The organism is Propioniciclava soli (assembly GCF_038502305.1).
GTDB classification, from domain to species: domain Bacteria; phylum Actinomycetota; class Actinomycetes; order Propionibacteriales; family Propionibacteriaceae; genus Propioniciclava; species Propioniciclava soli.
The window spans coordinates 2,342,709-2,362,406 of record NZ_CP115965.1 but is presented as its reverse complement, the minus strand read 5'-3'; the positions used below and the strand labels follow the sequence as shown (position 1 = coordinate 2,362,406).

Annotated in this window: 18 protein-coding genes; 14 read left to right on the top strand and 4 right to left on the bottom strand. The window is 71.6% G+C overall.

Going from position 1 to position 19,698, the window contains the following annotated elements:
• Positions 1–15: 15 nt before the first annotated feature.
• Positions 16–576: a MauE/DoxX family redox-associated membrane protein gene (locus tag PCC79_RS10555; protein ID WP_232547565.1), complete on the bottom strand. Its 561-nt coding sequence runs from the start codon at positions 574–576 to the stop codon at positions 16–18.
• 82 nt (positions 577–658) lie between these two features.
• On the opposite strand from PCC79_RS10555, the gene PCC79_RS10550 reads away from it, so the two are divergent.
• From PCC79_RS10550 to mnhG, 10 genes are read left to right on the top strand one after another with little or no spacing between them, the layout of a single operon-like run.
• Positions 659–2,077, top strand: a complete 1,419-nt coding sequence (locus PCC79_RS10550; RefSeq protein WP_232547566.1) for a bifunctional folylpolyglutamate synthase/dihydrofolate synthase — start codon at positions 659–661, stop codon at positions 2,075–2,077.
• The gene (locus PCC79_RS10545; RefSeq protein WP_232547567.1) at positions 2,065–2,406 is read left to right on the top strand and encodes a DUF4233 domain-containing protein; all 342 of its coding nucleotides are present in this window, start codon (positions 2,065–2,067) and stop codon (positions 2,404–2,406) included. Before PCC79_RS10550 ends, PCC79_RS10545 begins: the two co-directional genes overlap by 13 nt.
• Positions 2,407–2,415: 9 nt before the next feature.
• Positions 2,416–2,832: a nucleoside-diphosphate kinase gene (gene ndk, locus PCC79_RS10540; RefSeq protein ID WP_232547568.1), complete on the top strand. Its 417-nt coding sequence runs from the start codon at positions 2,416–2,418 to the stop codon at positions 2,830–2,832.
• Positions 2,832–3,890 (top strand): CPBP family intramembrane glutamic endopeptidase, encoded by a 1,059-nt coding sequence (locus PCC79_RS10535; RefSeq protein WP_232547569.1) that lies wholly within the window; start codon positions 2,832–2,834, stop codon positions 3,888–3,890. Before ndk ends, PCC79_RS10535 begins: the two co-directional genes overlap by 1 nt.
• A 45-nt stretch (positions 3,891–3,935) precedes the next feature.
• Positions 3,936–6,857, top strand: a complete 2,922-nt coding sequence (locus PCC79_RS10530; RefSeq protein WP_342371801.1) for a Na+/H+ antiporter subunit A — start codon at positions 3,936–3,938, stop codon at positions 6,855–6,857.
• Positions 6,854–7,282: a Na(+)/H(+) antiporter subunit C gene (locus PCC79_RS10525; RefSeq protein WP_232547571.1), complete on the top strand. Its 429-nt coding sequence runs from the start codon at positions 6,854–6,856 to the stop codon at positions 7,280–7,282. The genes PCC79_RS10530 and PCC79_RS10525 overlap by 4 nt, the downstream gene beginning before the upstream one ends.
• A gap of 14 nt (positions 7,283–7,296) precedes the next feature.
• A complete protein-coding gene (locus tag PCC79_RS10520; protein ID WP_342371800.1) occupies positions 7,297–8,823 on the top strand; it encodes a Na+/H+ antiporter subunit D in 1,527 nt (508 codons plus the stop codon).
• Positions 8,820–9,452: a Na+/H+ antiporter subunit E gene (locus PCC79_RS10515; protein WP_342371799.1), complete on the top strand. Its 633-nt coding sequence runs from the start codon at positions 8,820–8,822 to the stop codon at positions 9,450–9,452. Before PCC79_RS10520 ends, PCC79_RS10515 begins: the two co-directional genes overlap by 4 nt.
• Positions 9,449–9,811: a monovalent cation/H+ antiporter complex subunit F gene (locus tag PCC79_RS10510; RefSeq protein ID WP_232547574.1), complete on the top strand. Its 363-nt coding sequence runs from the start codon at positions 9,449–9,451 to the stop codon at positions 9,809–9,811. Before PCC79_RS10515 ends, PCC79_RS10510 begins: the two co-directional genes overlap by 4 nt.
• Positions 9,808–10,194 carry a monovalent cation/H(+) antiporter subunit G gene (gene mnhG / locus PCC79_RS10505; RefSeq protein WP_232547575.1) on the top strand — a complete coding sequence of 129 codons (387 nt, stop codon included), beginning with the start codon at positions 9,808–9,810 and terminating at the stop codon, positions 10,192–10,194. Before PCC79_RS10510 ends, mnhG begins: the two co-directional genes overlap by 4 nt.
• A 63-nt stretch (positions 10,195–10,257) precedes the next feature.
• Here mnhG and PCC79_RS10500 read toward each other — a convergent pair whose 3' ends face one another.
• The gene (locus PCC79_RS10500) at positions 10,258–10,914 is read right to left on the bottom strand and encodes an HAD-IA family hydrolase (RefSeq protein ID WP_342371798.1); all 657 of its coding nucleotides are present in this window, start codon (positions 10,912–10,914) and stop codon (positions 10,258–10,260) included.
• Between the two features lie 52 nt (positions 10,915–10,966).
• Here PCC79_RS10500 and PCC79_RS10495 point away from each other — a divergent pair, with 52 nt between their 5' ends.
• The 4 genes from PCC79_RS10495 to PCC79_RS10480 all read left to right on the top strand — a co-directional run bounded on the left by PCC79_RS10495 (position 10,967) and on the right by PCC79_RS10480 (position 16,855).
• Positions 10,967–12,928, top strand: coding sequence for a TIGR03960 family B12-binding radical SAM protein (locus tag PCC79_RS10495; protein ID WP_342371797.1), 1,962 nt, complete (start codon positions 10,967–10,969; stop codon positions 12,926–12,928).
• 75 nt (positions 12,929–13,003) lie between these two features.
• Positions 13,004–14,224: a multidrug effflux MFS transporter gene (locus PCC79_RS10490; RefSeq protein ID WP_342371796.1), complete on the top strand. Its 1,221-nt coding sequence runs from the start codon at positions 13,004–13,006 to the stop codon at positions 14,222–14,224.
• Positions 14,225–14,486: 262 nt separating this feature from the next.
• Entirely contained in the window at positions 14,487–15,896 is a 1,410-nt protein-coding gene (locus PCC79_RS10485; RefSeq protein ID WP_232547579.1) for a sugar porter family MFS transporter, read from the top strand.
• On the top strand, positions 15,896–16,855 hold the full coding sequence (locus PCC79_RS10480; RefSeq protein WP_232547580.1) for a PfkB family carbohydrate kinase: 960 nt from the start codon (positions 15,896–15,898) through the stop codon (positions 16,853–16,855). The genes PCC79_RS10485 and PCC79_RS10480 overlap by 1 nt, the downstream gene beginning before the upstream one ends.
• On the opposite strand, the gene PCC79_RS10475 is transcribed toward PCC79_RS10480, so the two are convergent.
• Positions 16,852–18,105 carry a GNAT family N-acetyltransferase gene (locus PCC79_RS10475; protein ID WP_342371795.1) on the bottom strand — a complete coding sequence of 418 codons (1,254 nt, stop codon included), beginning with the start codon at positions 18,103–18,105 and terminating at the stop codon, positions 16,852–16,854. The two genes, PCC79_RS10480 and PCC79_RS10475, sit on opposite strands and share 4 nt — an antisense overlap.
• A gap of 11 nt (positions 18,106–18,116) precedes the next feature.
• Positions 18,117–19,598 (bottom strand): alanine/glycine:cation symporter family protein, encoded by a 1,482-nt coding sequence (locus PCC79_RS10470; RefSeq protein WP_342371794.1) that lies wholly within the window; start codon positions 19,596–19,598, stop codon positions 18,117–18,119.
• Positions 19,599–19,698 lie beyond the last annotated feature (100 nt).

The window sequence follows — 19,698 nt, the reverse complement described above, 5'->3', positions numbered from 1 at the left end:
TGGGTCGGGGGCCGGTCAGGCGGTGGTCAGGGGATCGGTGGGGCGGGCGTCCGCCGTGTCGGGGTCGAGCGCGGCGTCGCTCCCGGCCGGGGGGAGCCGCAGGTTGTCGACGGCGAACCGGGTGCGGGGAAACAGTGCGAGCCAGACGCCGCAGGCCAGCAGCCCGACGTCGCGGGCGATCTCCCAGGGGTAGGCGGCCCGCGCCGCCTCGGGGGAGATCTCGCCGCCGCCGCCGAAACAGCCGCAGTCGAGCGACAGCCCGCGGGCCCACGCGCTCGCGATGGCGATGATGAACGCCACCATCACGAGCCCGCCAAGGATGCCGGCGACGCGCGTGTAGGTGCCGGTGAGCAGGAGCAGCCCGAGGGCCACCTCGACGAACGGCAGTGCCGTGCCCACGACGGGCACGAGGTCGTAGGGGAGCAGGCGATACGCCATGACGGCATTGACGGACTCGCCCAGCGCGGGCAGCTTCAACGCGCCGGCCACGAGCAGGACGCCGCCCAGCAGCAGGCGGGCCGCCAGGCCCACCCACCCCTGCCAGGATCGCGGGGCGAGGGTCGTCGGCGTGGTCACCCCACCACGATACAGCGCCGCCCGGACGCCCCACCGCCCGCTCCGGGCCGGCCGTCGCGCGGGCACTACGCTGGGGCGCACCATGAGCACCCACACCGACATCGTCGCCGCCCTGCAGGCGCGCTGGCCCGAGCACCGGATCGGCCGCAGCCTGGAGCGCATCAGGGCCCTGACCGAGCTGTTGGGGGAGCCCCAGCGCAGCTTCCCGGTCATCCAGATCACCGGCACCAACGGCAAGGGCTCCACCGCGCTCATGGTCGAGGGCTTGCTGCGCGCGCTCGGCCTGCGGGTCGGACGCCTCAGCTCGCCCCACCTCGTCGACGTCACCGAGCGCATCGCCATCGACGGCCAGCCCATCGACGCCGACGCGTTCGATGCGCTCGTCGCCGACGTGCTGCCGCTGGTCGAGATGGTCGACGCCCGGGAGATCGACGGCATTGCCATGACCTTCTTCGAGGTGATGACCGGGCTCGCCTACGAGGCGTTCGCCCAGGCGCCGGTGGACGTCGCCGTCGTCGAGGTGGGCCTCGGCGGCTCGTGGGACGCCACCTCGGTCGCGGACGCCCAGGTGGCCGTGATCTGCCCCGTCGACGTCGACCACAGCCACCTCCTCGGTGACACCCCGGCCGAGATCGCGCAGGAGAAGGCCGGCATCATCAAGCCCGGCGGCATCGCGGTCTCCGCCGACCAGCGCCCTGACGTGGCCGCCGTGCTCACCGCCCGGGCCGCGGAGGTCGGCGTCCGGCTGCTGGCCGAGGGACGCGACTTCGCCCTGCTCGAGCGCACCGCCGCCGTCGGTGGTCAGGTGCTCCGCATCGATGCCGCGGACGGCCCGGTGGGCGATCTCTTCCTGCCGCTGTTCGGCGCGCACATGGCCGCCAACGCGGCGCTGGCGGTGGCGGCCGTCGAGGCGTTCCTCGGTGGCCGCGCCCTTGCGCCCGACGTGTTGGCGGAGGGGCTGGCGTCCGTCAGCGCCCCGGCCCGGCTGGAGGTCGTGCGGCGCAGCCCCACCGTGGTGCTCGACACGGCGCACAACCCCCACGGTGTCGCGGCGACGCTGGACGCCGTGCAGGAGGCCTTCGGCTTCGCGCCGCTGGTCGCCGTCATGGGGGTGATGGCCGACAAGGACGCCGAGGGCATGCTGGCCCTGCTCGAGGAGCACGCCCAGACGATCGTCTGCACCCAGGCGTCCTCGACGAGCCGCGGGCTCTCCGCCGACGACCTCGCGGAGCTGGCGGCAGAGCGGTTCGGCGCCGATCGCGTCCACACCCGCGCCGCGCTGCCGGACGCCCTGGAGCTCGCGGTCTCGCTGGCCGACGAGGCCGGGGCGGGGGCCGGCGTCCTCATCCTCGGGTCGGTGATCGTGGCCGGGGAGGCCCGGGCGATGCTCGTCACCGAGCGCCCGTCCGTCGACGCCGGCGACGACGGTGACGACGGTGACCCAGCCGATGACGACGAGGACGACGAGCGCGATGGGGAGGATGTCGCGTGGGGCCGCTGAGCGAACAGAACCCCATGCGGCGTGCCCTGGCCGCCAACCTCGTGTTCGAGGCGGTCGTGTACGCGCTGGCGATCGCCGGGATGATCCAGGTGGACGCCGTCCCGGTGGGCCTCGCGCTCTCCCTGGGAGGCGTCGCCGCCGCGTTGGCGCTCGTCGCGGCCGGAACCCTGCGACGGCCGTGGGGCTGGTGGCTGGGCTGGTTCGTGCAGGCCCTCGGCATCGCGCTCGGCCTGCTGACCCCCTGGATGTACGCCGTCGGCGCGCTGTTCGCCGGGCTGCACGTGCTGATGGCGGTGCTCGGCAGGCGCATCGACGCCGCGCGCCGCTAGATTGGCGCCATGACCGAACGCACGCTCGTCCTGCTCAAGCCCGACGCTGTGTCCCGCGGCCTCGCCGGCACGATCCTCGCCCGCTACGAGGCGAAGGGGCTCGCGCTCGCCGCGCTCGAGCTGCGCACGGTGGACGAGGCCTTCTCCGACCGTCACTACGCCGAACACGTCGACCGGCCGTTCTATCCGGCCCTGCGGGAGTTCATCACCTCGGGCCCGCTCGTCGCGCTCGTGCTGGAGGGGGAGCGGGCCATCGAGGCCGTCCGATCGCTCAACGGGGCCACCGATGGCATTGCCGCCGCCCCCGGCACCATCCGCGGCGACTTCTCCGCCTCGAACCGGCTCAACCTCGTGCATGCCTCGGACTCGGCCGAGTCGGCGAACCGTGAGATCGACCTCTGGTTCCCCGAGCTCGGGCAGGTGTGATGACGGCGCTCGACCCGGCGCAGCTGCCCCCGGCGGCGCGGCCGACACTCCCGGTGGAGCCGACCGACTACCTTCGCTTCTTCCGCGCGCCACGGTTCCGCTGGTGGAAGTCGGCGCTGGCCATCGTGGCGGTCGCCCTCGTGTGGTTCTTCGTGAGCGCAGTCGTGAGCTTCGTCGGCATCGCCTCCGATGGATTCGACTCGGTCAACGCCGACACCGGCGCGGTGCGCGTCGGCCCCGGCATCTTCCTCGCCAACAATCTGGGCCTGGCGGCGAGCATCCCCATCGTGATGCTGCTGACGTGGGCGATCGTCGGGCAGCGGCCCGGCTGGTTGTCCTCCGTGGCCGGCGGCTTCCGGTGGAGCTGGTTTGCGCGGTGCGCCCTGGTCGCGCTGCCGCTGTGGGCGGTGCTGACCGCGGTCGGGTTCGTGCTGGGTGACCCGGTGGAACTCACGTGGCGCGACACCACGGTCTTCATGATCCTGGTCGTACTGCTCACCACGCCGTTGCAGTCGGCGGGGGAGGAGTACCTCGTGCGCGGCTTCCTCGGCCGCGCCGTCGGCTCGTGGTTCGCGCACCCCTGGGTGGCCTTCGGGGTGTCGACCGTCGTGACCGCGTCGGTCTTCACCGCCCTCCATGCCGCAGCCGATCCGTGGCTGAACGCCTACTACGTCGTCTTCGCCGTCGTGGCGTCCTGGCTGGTGCTGCGCACGGGTGGGCTCGAGGCGTCCGTCGCCATCCACATCGTCAACAACATGACGGGCATGGTGACGCTGCCGTTCAGCGACTTCTCCGAAATGTTCGACCGCGGTGTCGGCACCGGGGACGCGAGCCTGCTGATCAACATGGGCGTCCTGGTGGTGGCCGCCGCCGTGATCGACTGGTGGGCGCGGCGACGCGGTGTGGTGCGCGCCTCGGCGCCCGGCCGCGAGCAGCTGGCGGCGGTCCGGGCCGCCCTGGCGGGCCGCGGCTGGGCACCAGGGCCGCCCCCGCCCGGTCAGCAGCTTCCCCGGCCAGCCCAGCCGCCCGGCCCGCACCAGCCGCCCGCCGCTTGGTAGGCTGGGGCCGCTTCCCCCGCTGATGACCGCAGGAAGGGTCCGCCTGTGCTGCTGTGCCTCGTCGCCGCCCACTTCGTGGTCGCGTCGCTGGCCACGCTCGGCAGCCGCGTCGCCGGGCGGAACGCCTTCGCCATAGCGGCGCTCGTGCCCGCCGCCACCTTCGTGTGGGCCTTGACGCTGGGCCCGTCGCTGCTGGCCGGCGGCACGTACGTCGAGGTGCTTCCCTGGATCCCGACGCTCAAGGTGGCCCTGGCCTTCCACATCGGCATCGTCCAGTGGCTCATGACCCTGGTGGTGAGCGGCATCGGCACCCTGATCCTGCTCTACTGCCGCTGGTACTTCTCCTCCGTGCCGGCGCGGACGCTGGGCCTCCTCGTGGCGTTCGCAGGCGCGATGCTCGGACTGGTGACGGCGGACGACCTCGTCGTGCTGTACGTGTTCTGGGAGCTGACCACCGTCTTCTCCTACCTGCTGATCGGGCACGACTCCTCCCGCCGCGCCAACCGCGCCGCGGCGATGACGGCGCTCATCGTCACGACGGCGGGTGGCCTGGCCATGCTCATCGGCATCGTGACCCTGGGCCTGGCGACGGGCTCCTTCCGGCTGCAGGCGATCATCGCCGCCGTCCCGTCCGGAGCGGCCGTCACCGCGGGCGCCCTGCTGATGCTCGTGGGCGCGCTGAGCAAGTCGGCGATGGCGCCCTTCCACTTCTGGCTCCCGGGGGCGATGGCCGCCCCGACGCCGGTCTCGGCCTACCTCCACGCGGCCACGATGGTCAAGGCCGGCGTCTACCTGGTCGCCGTGCTCGCTCCGGCGTTCGCCGGCGTCGTCGGGTGGCGCGAGGCCGTGACGGTGCTCGGCGCGATCACGATGATCCTCGGTGGCTGGCGGGCCCTGCGGCAGAACGACCTCAAGCTGCTGCTCGCCTACGGCACCGTGAGCCAGCTCGGCTTCATCACGCTGCTGGCCGGGCTGGGCACGAAGGCCGCGGCGCTCGCGGGCGTGGCCATGCTGGTGGCCCACGCGCTGTTCAAGGCCACCTTGTTCCTCACGGTGGGCGTGATCGATCACGCCACCGGTACGCGCGACCTCACCAAGCTCTCGGGGCTCGGACGCCAGCTGCCTGTCCTCGCCGTGGTCGCCGGTCTCGCGGCGGCGTCCATGGCGGGTTTGCCGCCCCTGTTCGGCTTCGTGGCCAAGGAGAGCGCGCTGTATGCGCTGACCCGCCTCGTCGGGGGTGACGGCATTGGCATCCCGCCCGCGGTGGCGGTGCTGCTCATTGCGGCCATCGTCGCGGGTTCCGCGCTCACCATGGCGTACTCGCTGCGGTTCTGGTGGGGCGCGTTCGCCGACAAGCCCCGCAAGGAGCCCACCGCCATCGGTCACGCTCCGGAGATCGGGTTCCTCGCGTCGCCGGTGCTGCTCGGCGTGGCGAGCCTCGCCTTCGGATTCCTCGGGCCGACGCTGACCTCGGTGCTGTGGGGGTATGTCGACTCGGTGCCGACCGGCGGCGAGCCGCACGAGCTCGGGCTCTGGCACGGCTTCACCGTGCCGCTGGGGCTGTCGGCCACCGCGCTGCTCGGCGGCTACGTCCTGTTCCACTTCCGTGCCAGCGTGGCGCGGGTCCAGGCCACCTTCCCCCGGCTGACGGCCGCCGATGAGATGTACCGCCGCCTGATGCGGATGGTGGACTCGCTGGCGGTCGAGACGACCGCCCGCGTCCAGCGTGGTTCGCTGGCCTCCACGCTCTCCATGATCCTCACAGTCTTCGTGATCGGTGTGGCCGGCTCGCTGCTGTTCCTGCCGGCCTGGCCGCAGGTGCGCGCCTGGGACTCCCTGGCCCAGCTCGCCGTCGGCGTGGTCACCAGCATCGCCGCCATCAACCTGATGTGGGTGCGCGGCCGCATCCGCGCCATCCTCACCGCCGGCGCCACCGGCCTGGGCACGTCGCTGTTGTTCCTGTTCCACGGCGCGCCCGACCTGGCGCTCACCCAGGTGCTGGTCGAGACCGCGAGCGTGCTGATCTTCCTGTTGGTGCTGCGCAGCCTGCCGAAGTTCTTCACCGACCGCCCCCTGCAGTCCTCGCGCTGGTGGCGTCTCCTCCTGGCCGCGAGCGTCGGTGGGTCGGTGACGGCGTCGATCCTCGTCGCGGCGTCGTCGCGCACCCACGAGCCGGCCTCCGCGGGGCTGGAGACGCTGGCCTACGAGTTCGGCTACGGCCGCAACGTCGTCAACGTGATCCTCGTCGACACCCGGGTGTGGGACACGATGGGCGAACTGACCGTCCTGGTCGTCGCGGCCACGGGCGTCGCGTCGCTCATCTTCCTCCGCTCGCGCGTGACCGGGCGGCGTCACGCCGTCCGCCGCCGTGTGGAGCAGAACGAGGGTGCGTGGCTGCGCGGGAGCAACGACCTCAACCCGGCCTCGCGCTCGCTGATCTTCGAGGTGACGACGCGCCTGCTGTTCGGCGCGATGATGCTCTTCTCCCTCTATCTTCTCATCGCCGGCCACAACCTGCCCGGGGGTGGTTTCGCGGGGGGCCTGGTCGCGGGCCTGGCGCTGATCGTCCGCTACCTCGCCGCCGGGGCGGCCGAGCTCGAGGAGGCCGCGCCCGTCGACGCCGGCCGGCTGATGGGCGTCGGCCTGGTGGTCTCGATCGCGACGGCCCTGGCGCCGGCGGCGTTCGGCGGCCGCATCTTCCAGAGCTACGACGTGCACCTGACCATCGGCGCCCTGGAGGCCGTGCCGACGCCGTGGGGGCCGGTCAACCTGTTCGGTGACCTCCACCTGGTGACGTCGACGGCCTTCGACATCGGCGTCTACCTCATCGTCGTCGGCATGGTGCTGGACGTCGTCCGCAGCCTCGGGGCGGGCATCGACCAGCAGCGCGCCGAGGAACGCTCGCCGCTGCCGCGTCCCGATTCGACCACCGCCGTCCCCGCCTCGGCGAGGAGGCCCGTCCGATGACGCCCAGCCTCACCCTCGCCGTCACCGCCGGTGTGCTCGTCGCCGCCGGTGTCTACCTGCTCACGGAGCGATCGCTCACCCGGATTCTGATGGGCGTGCTGGTCATGAGCAACGGCGTGAACCTGCTGTTCCTCGTGGCCATGGGGCCGGCCGGCAACCCGGCCATCATCGGTGCCTTCGACGGCGCGACCATGTCCGACCCCCTGCCGCAGGCGATGGTGCTCACCGCGATCGTCATCACGATGGCCGTCTCCGCGTTCGTCATCACCATGGCGTACCGCAGCTTCCAGCTCAACGGCAACGACGAGGTGTCCGACGACATCGAGGACGCGCGCATTCGGGCCCTCGCCGAACGTGACGACGTGTCGGACTCCTACGAGGACGCCACGTTCTCCGACACCGGCGAGGACGTGGTCAGCGAATGAACAACCTGCTCACCATGCCGGTCCTCCTCCCGATCCTGGGGGCGGGACTGACCCTGCTGCTCGGGCGTCGGCCGCGAGCGCAGCGTTTCGTGTCGGTGTTCGTCCTGTTCCTCGTCGTGGTCGTCGCGGCGGTGCTCGCCGTGCAGGCCCACACCGACGGCGTCCAGCACCTGTGGGTGGGCGCCTGGCCGACGGGGTACGGCATCGCCCTGGTGGGCGACCGCCTGGCGGCGATCATGCTGACCGTGGCGTCGGTGATCACGCTGGCCGTCCTGGTCTATTCCACCGGGCAGGACGAGCAGGAACTGAAGCACGAGACCCCCATCTCGATCTTCCACCCGACGTTCCTGGTGATGTGCGCCGGGGTCTCGGCCGCCTTCCTCGCCGGCGACCTGTTCAACCTGTTCGTCGGCTTCGAGGTGCTGCTGTTCGCGTCCTACGTGTTGCTGACGATGGGCGGCACCGGGCCGCGCATGCGCGCGGGGGCGACCTATGTGGTGGTCAACCTGCTCAGCGCCAGCCTGTTCCTCACCGCGATCGCCACGGTCTATGCCGCGACCGGCACCGTCAACCTCGCCGAGCTGGCGGTGCGCCTGCCCGAGCTCGACACCCACACCCAGGCAATCATCCAGGTGATGCTGCTGGTGGTGTTCGGGCTGAAGGCGGCCGTGTTCCCCATGTCGGCGTGGCTGCCCGACTCCTACCCGACCGCCCCTGCCCCCGTCACGGCCGTGTTCGCCGGCCTGCTGACGAAGGTCGGCGTCTACGCGATGCTCCGCACGCAGACCCTGCTGTTCCCGCACCGCCCCCTCACCGAGTTGTTGTTGTGGGTCGCCCTGTTCACCATGCTCGTCGGCATCCTGGGCGCCATCGCCCAGTCCGAGCTCAAACGGTTGCTGTCCTTCACCCTCGTGAGCCACATCGGCTACATGGTGATGGGCATCGCGCTGGCCACCCAGACCGGCCTCGCCGGGGCCATCTTCTACACCGCCCACCACATCACCATCCAGGCCACGCTCTTCCTGGTGGCCGGCCTGGTGCAGCGCGTGGGGGGCAGCAACTCCCTCGACAAGCTCAGCGGCCTGGCGCAGATGTCACCGCTGCTGGCCGTGCTGTTCATCGTGCCCGCGATGAACCTGGCCGGCATCCCGCCGTTCTCCGGGTTCATCGGCAAGCTCGGGTTGCTGAACGCCGGCGTGGGGGTCGGGACGCCGCTGGCGTGGGCGCTGGTCGTGGCGTCGGTGGTCACGAGCCTGCTCACGCTGTACGCCGTCGCCAAGGTCTGGAACCGCGCCTTCTGGGGCACCCCCATCCTGCCCTCGGGCCGCACCCCCGGGGCCGACGACGAGGACGATGACGAGGACGCGGCCACGGATCGCGCGCTGCCGCCCGCCCAAGTGGGCGCCACCTGCCTGCTGATCGGCCTGAGCCTCGTGCTGACCGTCGGCGCGGGTCCGCTGTACGAGTACACGTCCCAGGCCGCCACGTCGCTGCGCGACGGCAACTACGCCGCGGTCGTTCTGCAGGAGGTCGACCGATGAGCGCTCGACGCGCCCCCCGGGCCGCAGGCACCCGCCCGGTCTCACGGTTCCGGATCCAGTGGCGCCAGATCTCGGTGCTGACCGTCTTCTGGCTGATCCTCGTCGGCGACGTCAACCTTGTCTCCGTCGTCGGAGGGGCGTTGCTCGCCTGGCTCGTCACCATCACCTTCCCGCTGCCGCCGGTCAACTACGGCGGGCGGCTCCACCCCTGGGACGCCCTCAAGCTCGCCGTCGCGACCCTCACCGACCTCGCCGTCGCGTCGTTCGCCCTCGCCCGGTTCGCCTTCGGGCGCCGCATGCCGCGCACCGGCATCGTCCGCGTCCAGCTGCGCTCGGACTCCGACTTCTACCAGGTGATCACGGCCGTCCTGGTGTCGATCGTGCCCGGCACGGTGGTGCTGGATGCCCGGCAGCGGACGCGCACGCTCTACTTGCACGTGTTCGACACCCCGGACGGCGACCACCTGGCCCACGCCGTGCCGGACACCCTGGGCATCGAGCGTCGCGTGGTGATGGCCCTGGGCAACGAGGCCGAGCGCGCGCAGGTCGCAGCCCTCAGCAACACCGAACAACGGGCCCACGACGGTGCATCCACCTCGGCGCTGTCGACGGAGGGGGAGGAGTGGTGATCGACCAGATTCTGATCGGCGTGGCCGGTCTCATGCTGGCCGTCGCGGCCGTTTTCGCGCTCGTCCGGCTGGCCAAAGGGCCGACCTCGCTCGACCGGGGCGTCGCGTCGGACGTGCTGCTGGTCATCCTCGCCGTCGCCGCGGCGGGCTACGCCCTGTGGGCCGACACGCCCATGGCGCTCGTGGTGAGTCTGGCCCTGTCGCTGCTCGGGTTCACCAGTGCCGTGGGCCTGGCTCGCCTCATCACCGCCACCACGGCGCAGGAGCGCCGCTTCCGCGAGGCCGAGGCGCGCGCGTATGCGGCCCGGGCGCAGCGCGAGGGTCGGGAGCAGCGCGAGCAGCCGGAGGAGGAACGATGACCGAGGTGCTCGACATCATTGGGGCCCTGCTGCTGGTGATCGGGGCGTTCTTCTGCCTCGCTGCGGCCGTCGGCATCGTCCGCTTCCCCGACGTCCTGACCCGCATGCACGCCGCGACCAAGCCGCAGGTGTTCGGCCTGATGGTGGCGCTCATCGGCGTCGCGATCTCGTTGCGGACGTGGCACAGCTTCGCGTTGTGCCTGCTGGTCATCGCCCTCCAGGTGTCCACCGCGCCCACGGCCGGCCACATGGTCGGCCGCACGGCCTACCGCACGGGGCAGTGGGACGACGAGCACGCCGAGATCGATGAGCTCGCCATCGACCTCGAACAGGCCGGCTTCACCCACCGGCCCGATGACCCGGACCCGCGGCAACCCGGCTGACCCCGGCACGGAGGCCGCCCCCGGGGCGCGGTGCCGGCGGGGCCCAGCTCAGGTCGGCCCAGCTCAGGACGGACCGAGCAGGGCGGAGCGCAGCTCGTCGGCCGTGGTGCAGGTGATCAGCGGCTTGGCGTCGGCGATGGCGTCCGGGGTACCGGCGCCCCAGGTGACGGCCACCCCGGCCATGCCCGCATTGCGCGCGGCCAGCATGTCGACGGCGGCATCCCCGACGTAGACGGAGTCCTCGGGCCGCGCGCCCAGGGCGTCCAGTGCGGCCAACAGCGGCTTGGGGCTGGGCTTGTGCTCGTCGACGCTGTCGTGGTGCACGAGCACGGGAACGACGTCGTCCAGCCCCACCAGCTGCAGCGCGCGCTGGGCCGGCTCCGCCCGCTTGGACGTGGCGACGCCGATGCGGACGCCGGCGGCCACCAGGTCGCGCACCAGCTCGTTGACGCCGGGGTACTGGGCGACGAGCCGCTCGGTGTTCTCCTCGTTCCAGGACGTGTAGGCCGCGAAGATCTCGTCGGCCTTCTCGGGGCTGGCCTGGCGCATGGCCCCGATCAGCGACTGCCCGATCCACGACCGGATCTCCGCCTCGTCCCACTCATGGCCCAGCACGGTGGTGAACGCGTGCTGGTAGGAGGCGACGATGAGGGCGATGGTGTCGACGAGGGTGCCGTCGAGGTCGAAGACGACGTGGGGCCAACGGGGCGTGGAACTCATGCCCCCACCCTAGCGAGCGCGCGTGTCGCCGACCCCTACCATGGGAGGTCCTATGACTGCCACGAAGCCACCCACCCCGCACCCGGCGGCGACCCCGGTCCCCTCGCTCTTCGGTGCGCTCGAACCCCTGCTCGCGCGCGTCAGCAAGCCCATCCAGTACGTCGGCGGCGAGGTGAACTCCGTCACGAAGGAGTGGGACGCCTGCGCCGTCCGCTGGTGCCTCATGTACCCCGACGCCTATGAGGTGGGTCAGCCCAACCAGGGCGTGGCGATCCTCTACGAGGTGCTGAACGAGCAGGACGGGGTGCTCGCCGAGCGCAGCTACGCCGTGTGGCCGGACCTGGCCGCGCTGATGCGCGAGCACGGGGTGCCGCAGTTCACCCTGGACTCCCACCGCCCCGTGCGGGCGTTCGACGTGCTCGGGGTGAGTTTCGCCACCGAGCTGGGGTACACCAACCTGCTCGAGGCGATCGACCTGGCGGGCATCGCCCTGCACGCGGCCGACCGGGACGACGACGAGCCGCTCGTCATCGCCGGCGGCCACGCCGCCTTCAACCCCGAGCCCATCGCCGATTTCATCGACGCCGCGGTGATCGGGGACGGCGAGCAGGCGTCCCTGCGGGTGTCGGAGCTCATCCGGGCCTGGAAGGACGAGGGTCGGCCGGGCGGGCGTGACGGGCTGCTCGAGCGGCTGGCGTCCGACGGCGTGGCGTACGTGCCCCGCTTCTACGACGTGACCTACCTGCCCGACGGTCGCATCCAGCGCGTGGTGCCGAACCGGGCGGGGGTGCCCTTCAGCATCGCCAAGCACACGCTCATGGACCTCGACGCGTGGCCCTACCCCAAGGCGCCGGTCGTGCCGATCGCCGAAACCGTCCACGAGCGCTACTCCGTGGAGATCTTTCGCGGCTGCACGCGCGGTTGCCGGTTCTGTCAGGCGGGCATGATCACGCGCCCGGTGCGGGAGCGGACCATCGAGACCATCGGCCAGATGGTCGCCGGCGGCCTGGACGCGACCGGGCTGGAGGAGGTGGGCCTGCTGTCGCTCAGCTCGGCCGACCACTCCGAGATCGGCGACGTCACCAAGGAGCTGGCCGACCGCTACGAGGGCACCAACGTCTCGCTCTCCTTGCCCTCGACACGCGTGGACGCCTTCAACATCGACCTCGCGAACGAACTCTCCCGCAACGGACGCCGCTCCGGCCTGACGTTCGCCCCCGAGGGCGGGTCGGAGCGCATGCGGAAGGTCATCAACAAGATGGTCACCGAGGGCGACCTGATCGACACCGTGGCCGCCGCGTTCGGCAACGGCTGGCGTCAGGTGAAGCTGTACTTCATGTGCGGCTTGCCCACCGAGACCGACGAGGACGTGCTGGCGATCGCCGACATGGCGGCCCGCGTCATCGAGACCGGACGCCGGGCGGCCGGCTCGCGCGACATCCGGTGCACGGTGAGCATCGGCGGCTTCGTGCCGAAGCCCCACACGCCGTTCCAGTGGGCGGCCCAGGCGTCCGCCGAGACGATCGACCACCGCCTCCTGGCGCTGCGCGACAAGATCCGCGCCGACAAGCGGTACGGCCGCGCCATCGGCATGCGCTACCACGACGGCCGCCCCGGCGTCATCGAGGGTCTGCTCAGCCGTGGCGACCGCCGCGTCGGCGCCGTGATCGAGGCGTGCTGGCGGGCGGGCGGCCGCTTCGACGGGTGGAGTGAGCACTTCGACTACGACCGGTGGGTGGATGCCTGCGCGACCGGGCTTGCCGCCACCGGCGTCGACCTGGACTGGTACACCACGCGCGAGCGCGAGTACGCCGAGGTGCTGCCGTGGGACCACATCGATTCCGGCCTCGACCGCGACTGGCTGTGGGAGGACTGGCAGGACGCCCTGGACTCCCAGCCCGTCGAGGACTGTCGGTGGACGCCGTGCTACGACTGCGGCGTGTGCCCCCAGCTCGACACGGCCATCCAGATCGGCCCGACGGGCAAGCACCTGCTGCCGATCACCCCGCGCTGAACCGACCCCCCGCCCCGCCGTCCGCCGGGGCGACCCGTCGGCCCCGGCCCCCGCGCGGGGCCCTAGGATGCCCGGGTGCCCACCACCACGCCCACCCGCCAGCCGTCGCACGGCATGCTGCTCGTCACCCTGGCCGCGTTGGGAATGGTGGGGCCGTTCTCGATCGACACCATGTTCCCCGCTTTCACCCAGATGGGGGAGTCCCTGGGGGTCGGCTCGGTGGCGCTGCAACAACTCATCAGCGTCTACATGCTCGCGTTCGGCACGATGAGCCTGTTCCACGGCCCCATCTCGGACGCCGTGGGCCGCAAGCCGGTCATCATCGTGGGCGGGTTGCTGTACACGGCGGCGTCCGTGGGCTGTGCGCTCTCGCCCAACCTGGGCCTGCTGCTGGTGTTCCGGGCCCTGCAGGGCGCCAGCGCCGGCGCGGGCCAGATCATCAGCCGCGCCATGGTGAGCGACCTGTTCCCGCGCCCCGTGGCCCAGCGCGTCATGAGCCACATCGCCATGATCTTCGGCCTGGCACCGGCGCTCGCCCCCGTGGTCGGTGGCTGGCTGCTGCTGGCCGGTGACTGGACGGTCATCTTCTGGTTCTTGGCGGTCTTCGGACTGCTGGTCGTCGGGCTCACCGTCCTCGTGCTGCCCGAGTCACACCCGGCCGAGGCCCGATCCCCCCTACGCGTCGGCCCGCTGTTCTCCGGGCTGGTGGCCGTGTGGCGCGACCCGGCCGGGCGCCGGCTCGCGTTCGCCGGCATGACCAACTTCGCCGGCATGTTCCTCTACATCAGCTCCGCGCCGCTCATCGTCGTCACCCACCTCGGCGGGGGCGAGCAGGACTTCTGGTGGCTGTTCTTCCCGCTCATCGGCGGGCTGGTGTTCGGATCCTGGGTCGCCGGACGCCTCGCCGGGCGCCTGCCCGGCACGCGCATCGCCACGATCGGCTACCTCGTGTCGCTCGGCGCCGGGTCGGTGAACCTCATGCTCACGCTGATCCCCGCCACGCAGGGGTTGCCGTGGGCGGTGCTCGTGCTGCCCGTGTACTCCTTCGGCATCGCGCTGGCCTTCCCCATCCTCACCCTGGAGATGCTCGCGCTGTTCCCGAGCCGCCGAGGCGCCGCCAGCTCGGTGCAGTCGTTCGTGCAGCTGATGTCCAACGCCGTCATCGCCGGCGTCCTCGCCCCGTTCGTGGGCGTCAGCCTGGCCGGCCTGGCCGCCACGGCGCTCGCGTTCACCGGGGTCGGGTGGGTGCTGTGGCGCCGTCACCTGGCCGTCACCCACGACGCCGCCCCTGCCTGAGGTACCCCCGCCTGAGGTACCCCCGCCCGGGTTGCGACCGGCGCGTCGAGAAGCCGGGCTTGTGCATGGGCTGTCGACGTCCAAGGGCCGAGGCGCGTCGAGAAGGCGTGCTTGTGCATGGGTTGTCGACGCACCGGGTGCGGGGGCGATGGCGGCTCGCTCGTTCTTCCCACGAACCCAAAGTCGTACTTAAGTAGGAATCGGTCCGTTTCTTCGTGGGATCACCCCGTTCGCCTGTCCGAGCAGGCGTACTGTGCGGCGCATGAGACCCCTCGTCATCCGGAGCGCCCTGGTCGCTTCGTTGGGCGGTCTGATCTTCGGATTCGACACCGCCGTCATCTCGGGAACCACCGAGCAGCTCAAGAGCTACTTCGAACTCTCCGACGCCTACCTCGGTTGGGCCGTGGGCATGGCCCTGCTCGGCACGATCCTCGGTGCCCTCACCGCCGGCAAGCCGGCCGACCGCTTCGGCCGCAAGCCGGTGCTCTTCGTCATCGGCATTCTGTACGTCGTCGGGGCGCTGGGTTCGGCGTTCGCCACCAACATCGTCATGCTCGAGGTCTTCCGGTTCCTGGGCGGCATCGGCGTGGGTGCGGCGTCCGTCTGCGCGCCCATCTACACCGCCGAAATCGCGCCCGCCCGGGTGCGCGGCCGTCTCGTGGGCCTGGTGCAGTTCAACATCGTGCTCGGCATCCTGCTCGCGTACCTCTCCAACGCCATCGTCCGCGCCGTGGTGTCGGACCACACGAGCGACTGGCGCTGGATGTTCGGCGTCATGGCCGTGCCGTCGGTCATCTTCCTGCTGCTGCTCTTCACCGTCCCCGAGACCCCGCGCTGGCTCATGGCCAACGGCCGGGCCGACGAGGGCCGCGAGGTGATCGGCCGGCTCACGACCTCCGAGGACGAGGCCCGCCTGCAGGTCGAGGAGATCAACACGTCCCTGAGTGCTGCCACCAACGCCCCGAAGGTGCCGTTCTTCACCCCCCAGCACGCCAAAGTGATCCTGCTCGCGTTCACGATCGCCATGTTCAACCAGATGTCCGGCATCAACGCGATCCTGTACTACGCCCCGGTCGTCATGGAGCGCGCGGGGGCCAGCACGGACGCCGCGTTCATGATGAGCGTCGCGGTCGGGTTCATGAACCTCATCGCCACGATGACGGCGCTCACCGTCATCGACAAGATCGGACGCCGCAAGCTCATGCTGATCGGCTCGATCGGCTACCTGATCAGCCTGGGCTTTCTCTCCGGCCTGATGTTCTACTACGAGCAGGTGCTGGGCGGCGCGTTCGACTCGACCTCCAGCATCCTGGTGCTCGTCGGCCTGCTGGTGTTCATCGCCGCCCACGCCTTCGGCCAGGGCTCGGTGATCTGGGTGTTCATCTCCGAGATCTTCCCCAACCGCATCCGCGGCCGCGGCCAGTCGCTCGGCTCGCTGACGCACTGGGTGTTCGCGTGGCTGACCTCGACGTTCTTCCCGCCGGTCATCGGCGCCCTCGGCGGCGGGGTGGCCTTCGCCATCTTCTTCGTGTTCATGGTGGGCCAGCTCGTCTGGGTGCTCCGCGTGATGCCCGAGACGAAGGGTGTGCCGCTGGAGGAGATGGAGGCCAAGCTGGGCCTCACCCACGATCCCCGCGACACCGGGGACCCCCTCGCTGCGAAAGGACACTGATGTCAGACCAACACAAGGCCGTGTTGTGCCTCGGTGAGGCGCTGATCGACGTGGTGAGCCGCGCCGACCAGCCCACCCAGGAGCACGTGGGCGGTAGCCTGCTGAACGTGGCCGCGGGTGTGGCCGCGCTCGAACGCCCCGCCGCGATCTGCGCGTGGTGGGGCCGCGACGAGCGCGGCGACCGGCTCGCGACGTTCGCGGCGGACGCCCGCGTGGACGTGGTGCCCGGCACCGACGGCGCCACCCGGACCACCGTGGCGCAGGCCACGCTCGACGAGCACGGCCGGGCCACCTACGAGTTCGACGTCGAGTGGGACGTCCCCGAGCTGGGCGACCTCACGCCGTACGGCCACGTGCACACCGGCAGCATCGGGGCGACGCTGGAGCCCGGCGGCACCGCGGTGGTGGCGGTGGCCCGCCGGGCCCGGGAGCACGCCACCGTCTCCTACGACCCCAACGTGCGGCCGGCCCTCATGGAGACGCCCGAGCACGTGCTGGGCCGCATCGAGGAGCTCGTGGGGCTCGCCGACGTGGTGAAGGCCAGCGACGAGGACATCGCGTGGCTCTACCCCGACGAGCCGGTGGAGGACGTCATGCGCCGGTGGATCACCGCGGGGCCCGCCCTGGTGGTCGTCACCCGCGGCCCGTGGGGCGCCTACGCGCGGCTGGCGGGCAACCGGGACATGCTGCACCTGGACCAGATGACCGTCGAGGTGGGCGACACCGTCGGCGCCGGCGACTCCTTCATGGCCGGGCTCGTCTCCGGGTTGTTGGACGCCGGCCTGCTCGGTTCGGTCGAGGCGCGGGAGCGGCTCGCCGCGGCGAGCTGGTCCGACGTCCAGCCGGCGCTGCACCGGGCCGTCATCACGTCCGGCATCACCGTGAGCCGCAACGGGGCGTACGCGCCCGGTCGCGACGAGGTGACCCGGATCCAGGAGGCCGACCCGGCGCTCGCCTAGAAGCCGGAGGTGTTGTGGGGCGGCCCGTCGGTGCGGAAGAGCCGCGCCAGGGCCGCCACGTCCGCGGCCGGTCCGTGGACGAGGCCGGCCGCGGCCAACGTGCGGGCGTCCGCCAGGCCGAGGTAGAGGCTGCCCAGGGCGCGGATGTCGACCTGGACGGCCGCCTCGGTCGCGGGCGTGACCTCGGCCCGCCCCGCGCGCGCCGCGACGCGCCAGGTGCCGGACGCGATCCCGCGCGGGTCGACCACCTCGACGGCGATCTCGCCGTCGGCGTCGAAGGCCCGCACGGCCAGCGCGGCGGCCGGGTCGAGCACCCGCAGCCACGTGAAGTCCTCGACGCCGGTGACCTTCAGCGCCCGCGGATCGGTGAGGGCCCAGGGCAGCGCAGAGGTGGGGGAGAGCCGTCGGAGGGTGGCCTTCTCCACCAGGTCGAGCGCCGCGATAAACTGCCACAGGCCCAGCTCGGCACCCGCGTCCAGTGCCAGCAGGTCCCGGATCTTGACCGCCGAGGACTGCTCGTCGATCTCGTAGGACAGCACGCCGTCCGGCTGGCCGGACGCGTCGAGGTGCACCGCCGAGCGAATGGCCTTGTTGGGGCCGTCGGAGTCCCAGTCCCACGCCCCGGACAGCAGGGCGTCGTAGAAGGCCAGCCGCTGGTGCGAGCCGCGATGGGTCGCGTGGAAGCGGTCGAAGACGGCACGGCGCACGGCGACGCTCGCATCGTTCGGCATCATCTCGACCCGGGGTTCGACCGGGGCGACCAGGCCGAACCGGAGCCCCGTGTCGATCTCGGCGCTGCGGTGCTGGGTGGCGACACCGAAGCCGAAGCGACCGTAGATGCCGCCCTCGGTCACCGTCAGGGCGGCCAGGCTCAGCCCCTCGTCGCGGGCGCGGCGCAACGCCGCGCCCATCAGGTGGCTCAGCAGGCCGCGGCGCCGGTGAGTGGTGCGCACCGTGACGTCGGTGATGAAACAGGCGGGTTCGACGTGCCCGCCGCCGGTGTTGATGCTCTGCGTGGTGGTCGCGAACGTGGCGACGGGGATGTGCGCCCCCAGGGAGTGCTCCGAGGCCGGCGCGTAGGCGCCGTCGAGTCGCCAGCCGTCGCGGCTGACCTCTTCGCGCCACCGGCCGGCCGCCTCGTCGGAGCCCTGCTTCTGATGGAAGCCGAGGCCGACCGCGTCGTACCAGCCGCGCAGCTCGTCGGTCAGGGCGTCGGGGATGTCGAAGGTGCGATAGGTGATGTCGGACACGCCGCCCGAGCCTACCTCCCGGGGTCGGCGTCCGTGGGGGCGGTCGTCCGCCGCGCCGCGACCTCGCGCCACACGAGCGCGCCCCGCAGACCGAGGGCGTCCGGATCGAACACCGGGTCCAGACCCGCCCTGCGCTGCCGCTCGTAGTCGGCGTAGATCGTGATGGCCTTCGGGCTCAGCAGCACGAGCGCGATGAGGTTGATCCACGCGAACAGGCCCACGCCGACGTCCGCGATCGCCCAGGCGAGCTCGGAGGAGCGGAAGGCGCCCAGCACGATCGAGCCGGCGAGCACGAGCTGGACGACGGTGACGACGGCGCGCTCCCCCCGGCGGCCGCGCATGAGGTAGGCGACGTTGGTGTCGGCGTAGAAGCCGAAGGACAACAGGGTGGTGAACGCGAAGAAGAACATGGCGATCGCGATGAACACCGAGCCGAAGCCGGGGAAGACGGCGTCGATGGCGGCCTGGGTGTAGGCCGGCCCGGCCTCCAGGCCCGGCGCGTACTCGGCGATCAGCGTGACGCCGTCGGCACCGACGACGTTGTAGCTGTCGGTCACGAGGATCATCAGGCCGGTCATGGTGCAGACGAACAGGGTGTCGACGTAGACCGAGAAGCCCTGCGCCAGGCCCTGCTTGACCGGGTGGCTCACCTCGGCGGCGGCGGACGCCTGCGCGCCGGAGCCGATGCCGACCTCGGAGGAGTAGACGGCCCGGCGCACGCCCCACATGATCGCCGCGCCGAGCATGCCGCCGAAGGCCGCATCGGCGCCGAAGGCGGCCGCGAAGATGTGGGTGATCATGCCGGGGATCGCGGGCGCGTTCAGGGCCACGATCACCAGGCCGATGAGGATGTAGGCGGCCGCCATGAACGGCACCACGAGGCCGCACACGGTGCCGATGCGCTTCAGGCCGCCGAAGATGACGGCGCAGAACAGCGCCGCCACGACGACACCGCTGACCACCGGGTCGATGCCGAGGCCGGCCTGCGCCGACGTGGCGATGTTGAACGACTGGATCGACGGGCCGGTGACCGCGAAGGCCAGCGACGCCGCGATCGCGTAGGCGACCGCCAACCACCGCCAACCCAGGCCACGCTCGATGTAGTAGGCGGGCCCGCCGCGGTACTCGCCGTTGATCTCCTCCTTGTACGCCTGCGCGAGCGATGACTCGACGACCGCGATCGCGGCACCGATGGTGGCCGTGATCCACATCCAGAACAGCGCCCCCGGGCCGCCGGCGTTGATGGCCGTGGCGACGCCGGCGATGTTGCCGACGCCGACGCGTCCGCCGAGCGCCATGGCGAAGGCCTGGAACGAGGAGACGCCGCGGGTGGAGTCGCCGCCGCCCACCAGATAGCGCAGCATCTCGGGGATGCGCCGCAGCTGCGGCACGCCGAGCCGGATCGTGAACCAGATGCCCACCCCCAGGACGAGGAACAACATCGGGGTGCTCCACAGCACCCCGACGAGCCAGGTGACGGCGGTCTCGAACATGGACGGCCCCTTTCGGTGGTGGGCGCGGGCCGGGTGGCGTCGCTGAGTGCTGGCGTCCGGTGGGGCAGCACGCTAGCGGCGTGATGGCCGCCGCGGGGGG

What these genes read in the sequence shown, in the direction of transcription:
- PCC79_RS10550 (WP_232547566.1), top strand. Translation starts at nt 659, where the DNA reads ATGAGCACCCACACCGACATCGTCGCCGCCCTGCAGGCGCGCTGGCCC.
- ndk (WP_232547568.1), top strand. Translation starts at nt 2,416, where the DNA reads ATGACCGAACGCACGCTCGTCCTGCTCAAGCCCGACGCTGTGTCCCGC.
- PCC79_RS10535 (WP_232547569.1), top strand. Translation starts at nt 2,832, where the DNA reads ATGACGGCGCTCGACCCGGCGCAGCTGCCCCCGGCGGCGCGGCCGACA.
- PCC79_RS10525 (WP_232547571.1), top strand. Translation starts at nt 6,854, where the DNA reads ATGACGCCCAGCCTCACCCTCGCCGTCACCGCCGGTGTGCTCGTCGCC.
- PCC79_RS10520 (WP_342371800.1), top strand. Translation starts at nt 7,297, where the DNA reads ATGCCGGTCCTCCTCCCGATCCTGGGGGCGGGACTGACCCTGCTGCTC.
- PCC79_RS10515 (WP_342371799.1), top strand. Translation starts at nt 8,820, where the DNA reads ATGAGCGCTCGACGCGCCCCCCGGGCCGCAGGCACCCGCCCGGTCTCA.
- mnhG (WP_232547575.1), top strand. Translation starts at nt 9,808, where the DNA reads ATGACCGAGGTGCTCGACATCATTGGGGCCCTGCTGCTGGTGATCGGG.
- PCC79_RS10500 (WP_342371798.1), bottom strand. Translation starts at nt 10,914, where the DNA reads ATGAGTTCCACGCCCCGTTGGCCCCACGTCGTCTTCGACCTCGACGGC.
- PCC79_RS10495 (WP_342371797.1), top strand. Translation starts at nt 10,967, where the DNA reads ATGACTGCCACGAAGCCACCCACCCCGCACCCGGCGGCGACCCCGGTC.
- PCC79_RS10485 (WP_232547579.1), top strand. Translation starts at nt 14,487, where the DNA reads ATGAGACCCCTCGTCATCCGGAGCGCCCTGGTCGCTTCGTTGGGCGGT.
- PCC79_RS10480 (WP_232547580.1), top strand. Translation starts at nt 15,896, where the DNA reads ATGTCAGACCAACACAAGGCCGTGTTGTGCCTCGGTGAGGCGCTGATC.
- PCC79_RS10470 (WP_342371794.1), bottom strand. Translation starts at nt 19,598, where the DNA reads ATGTTCGAGACCGCCGTCACCTGGCTCGTCGGGGTGCTGTGGAGCACC.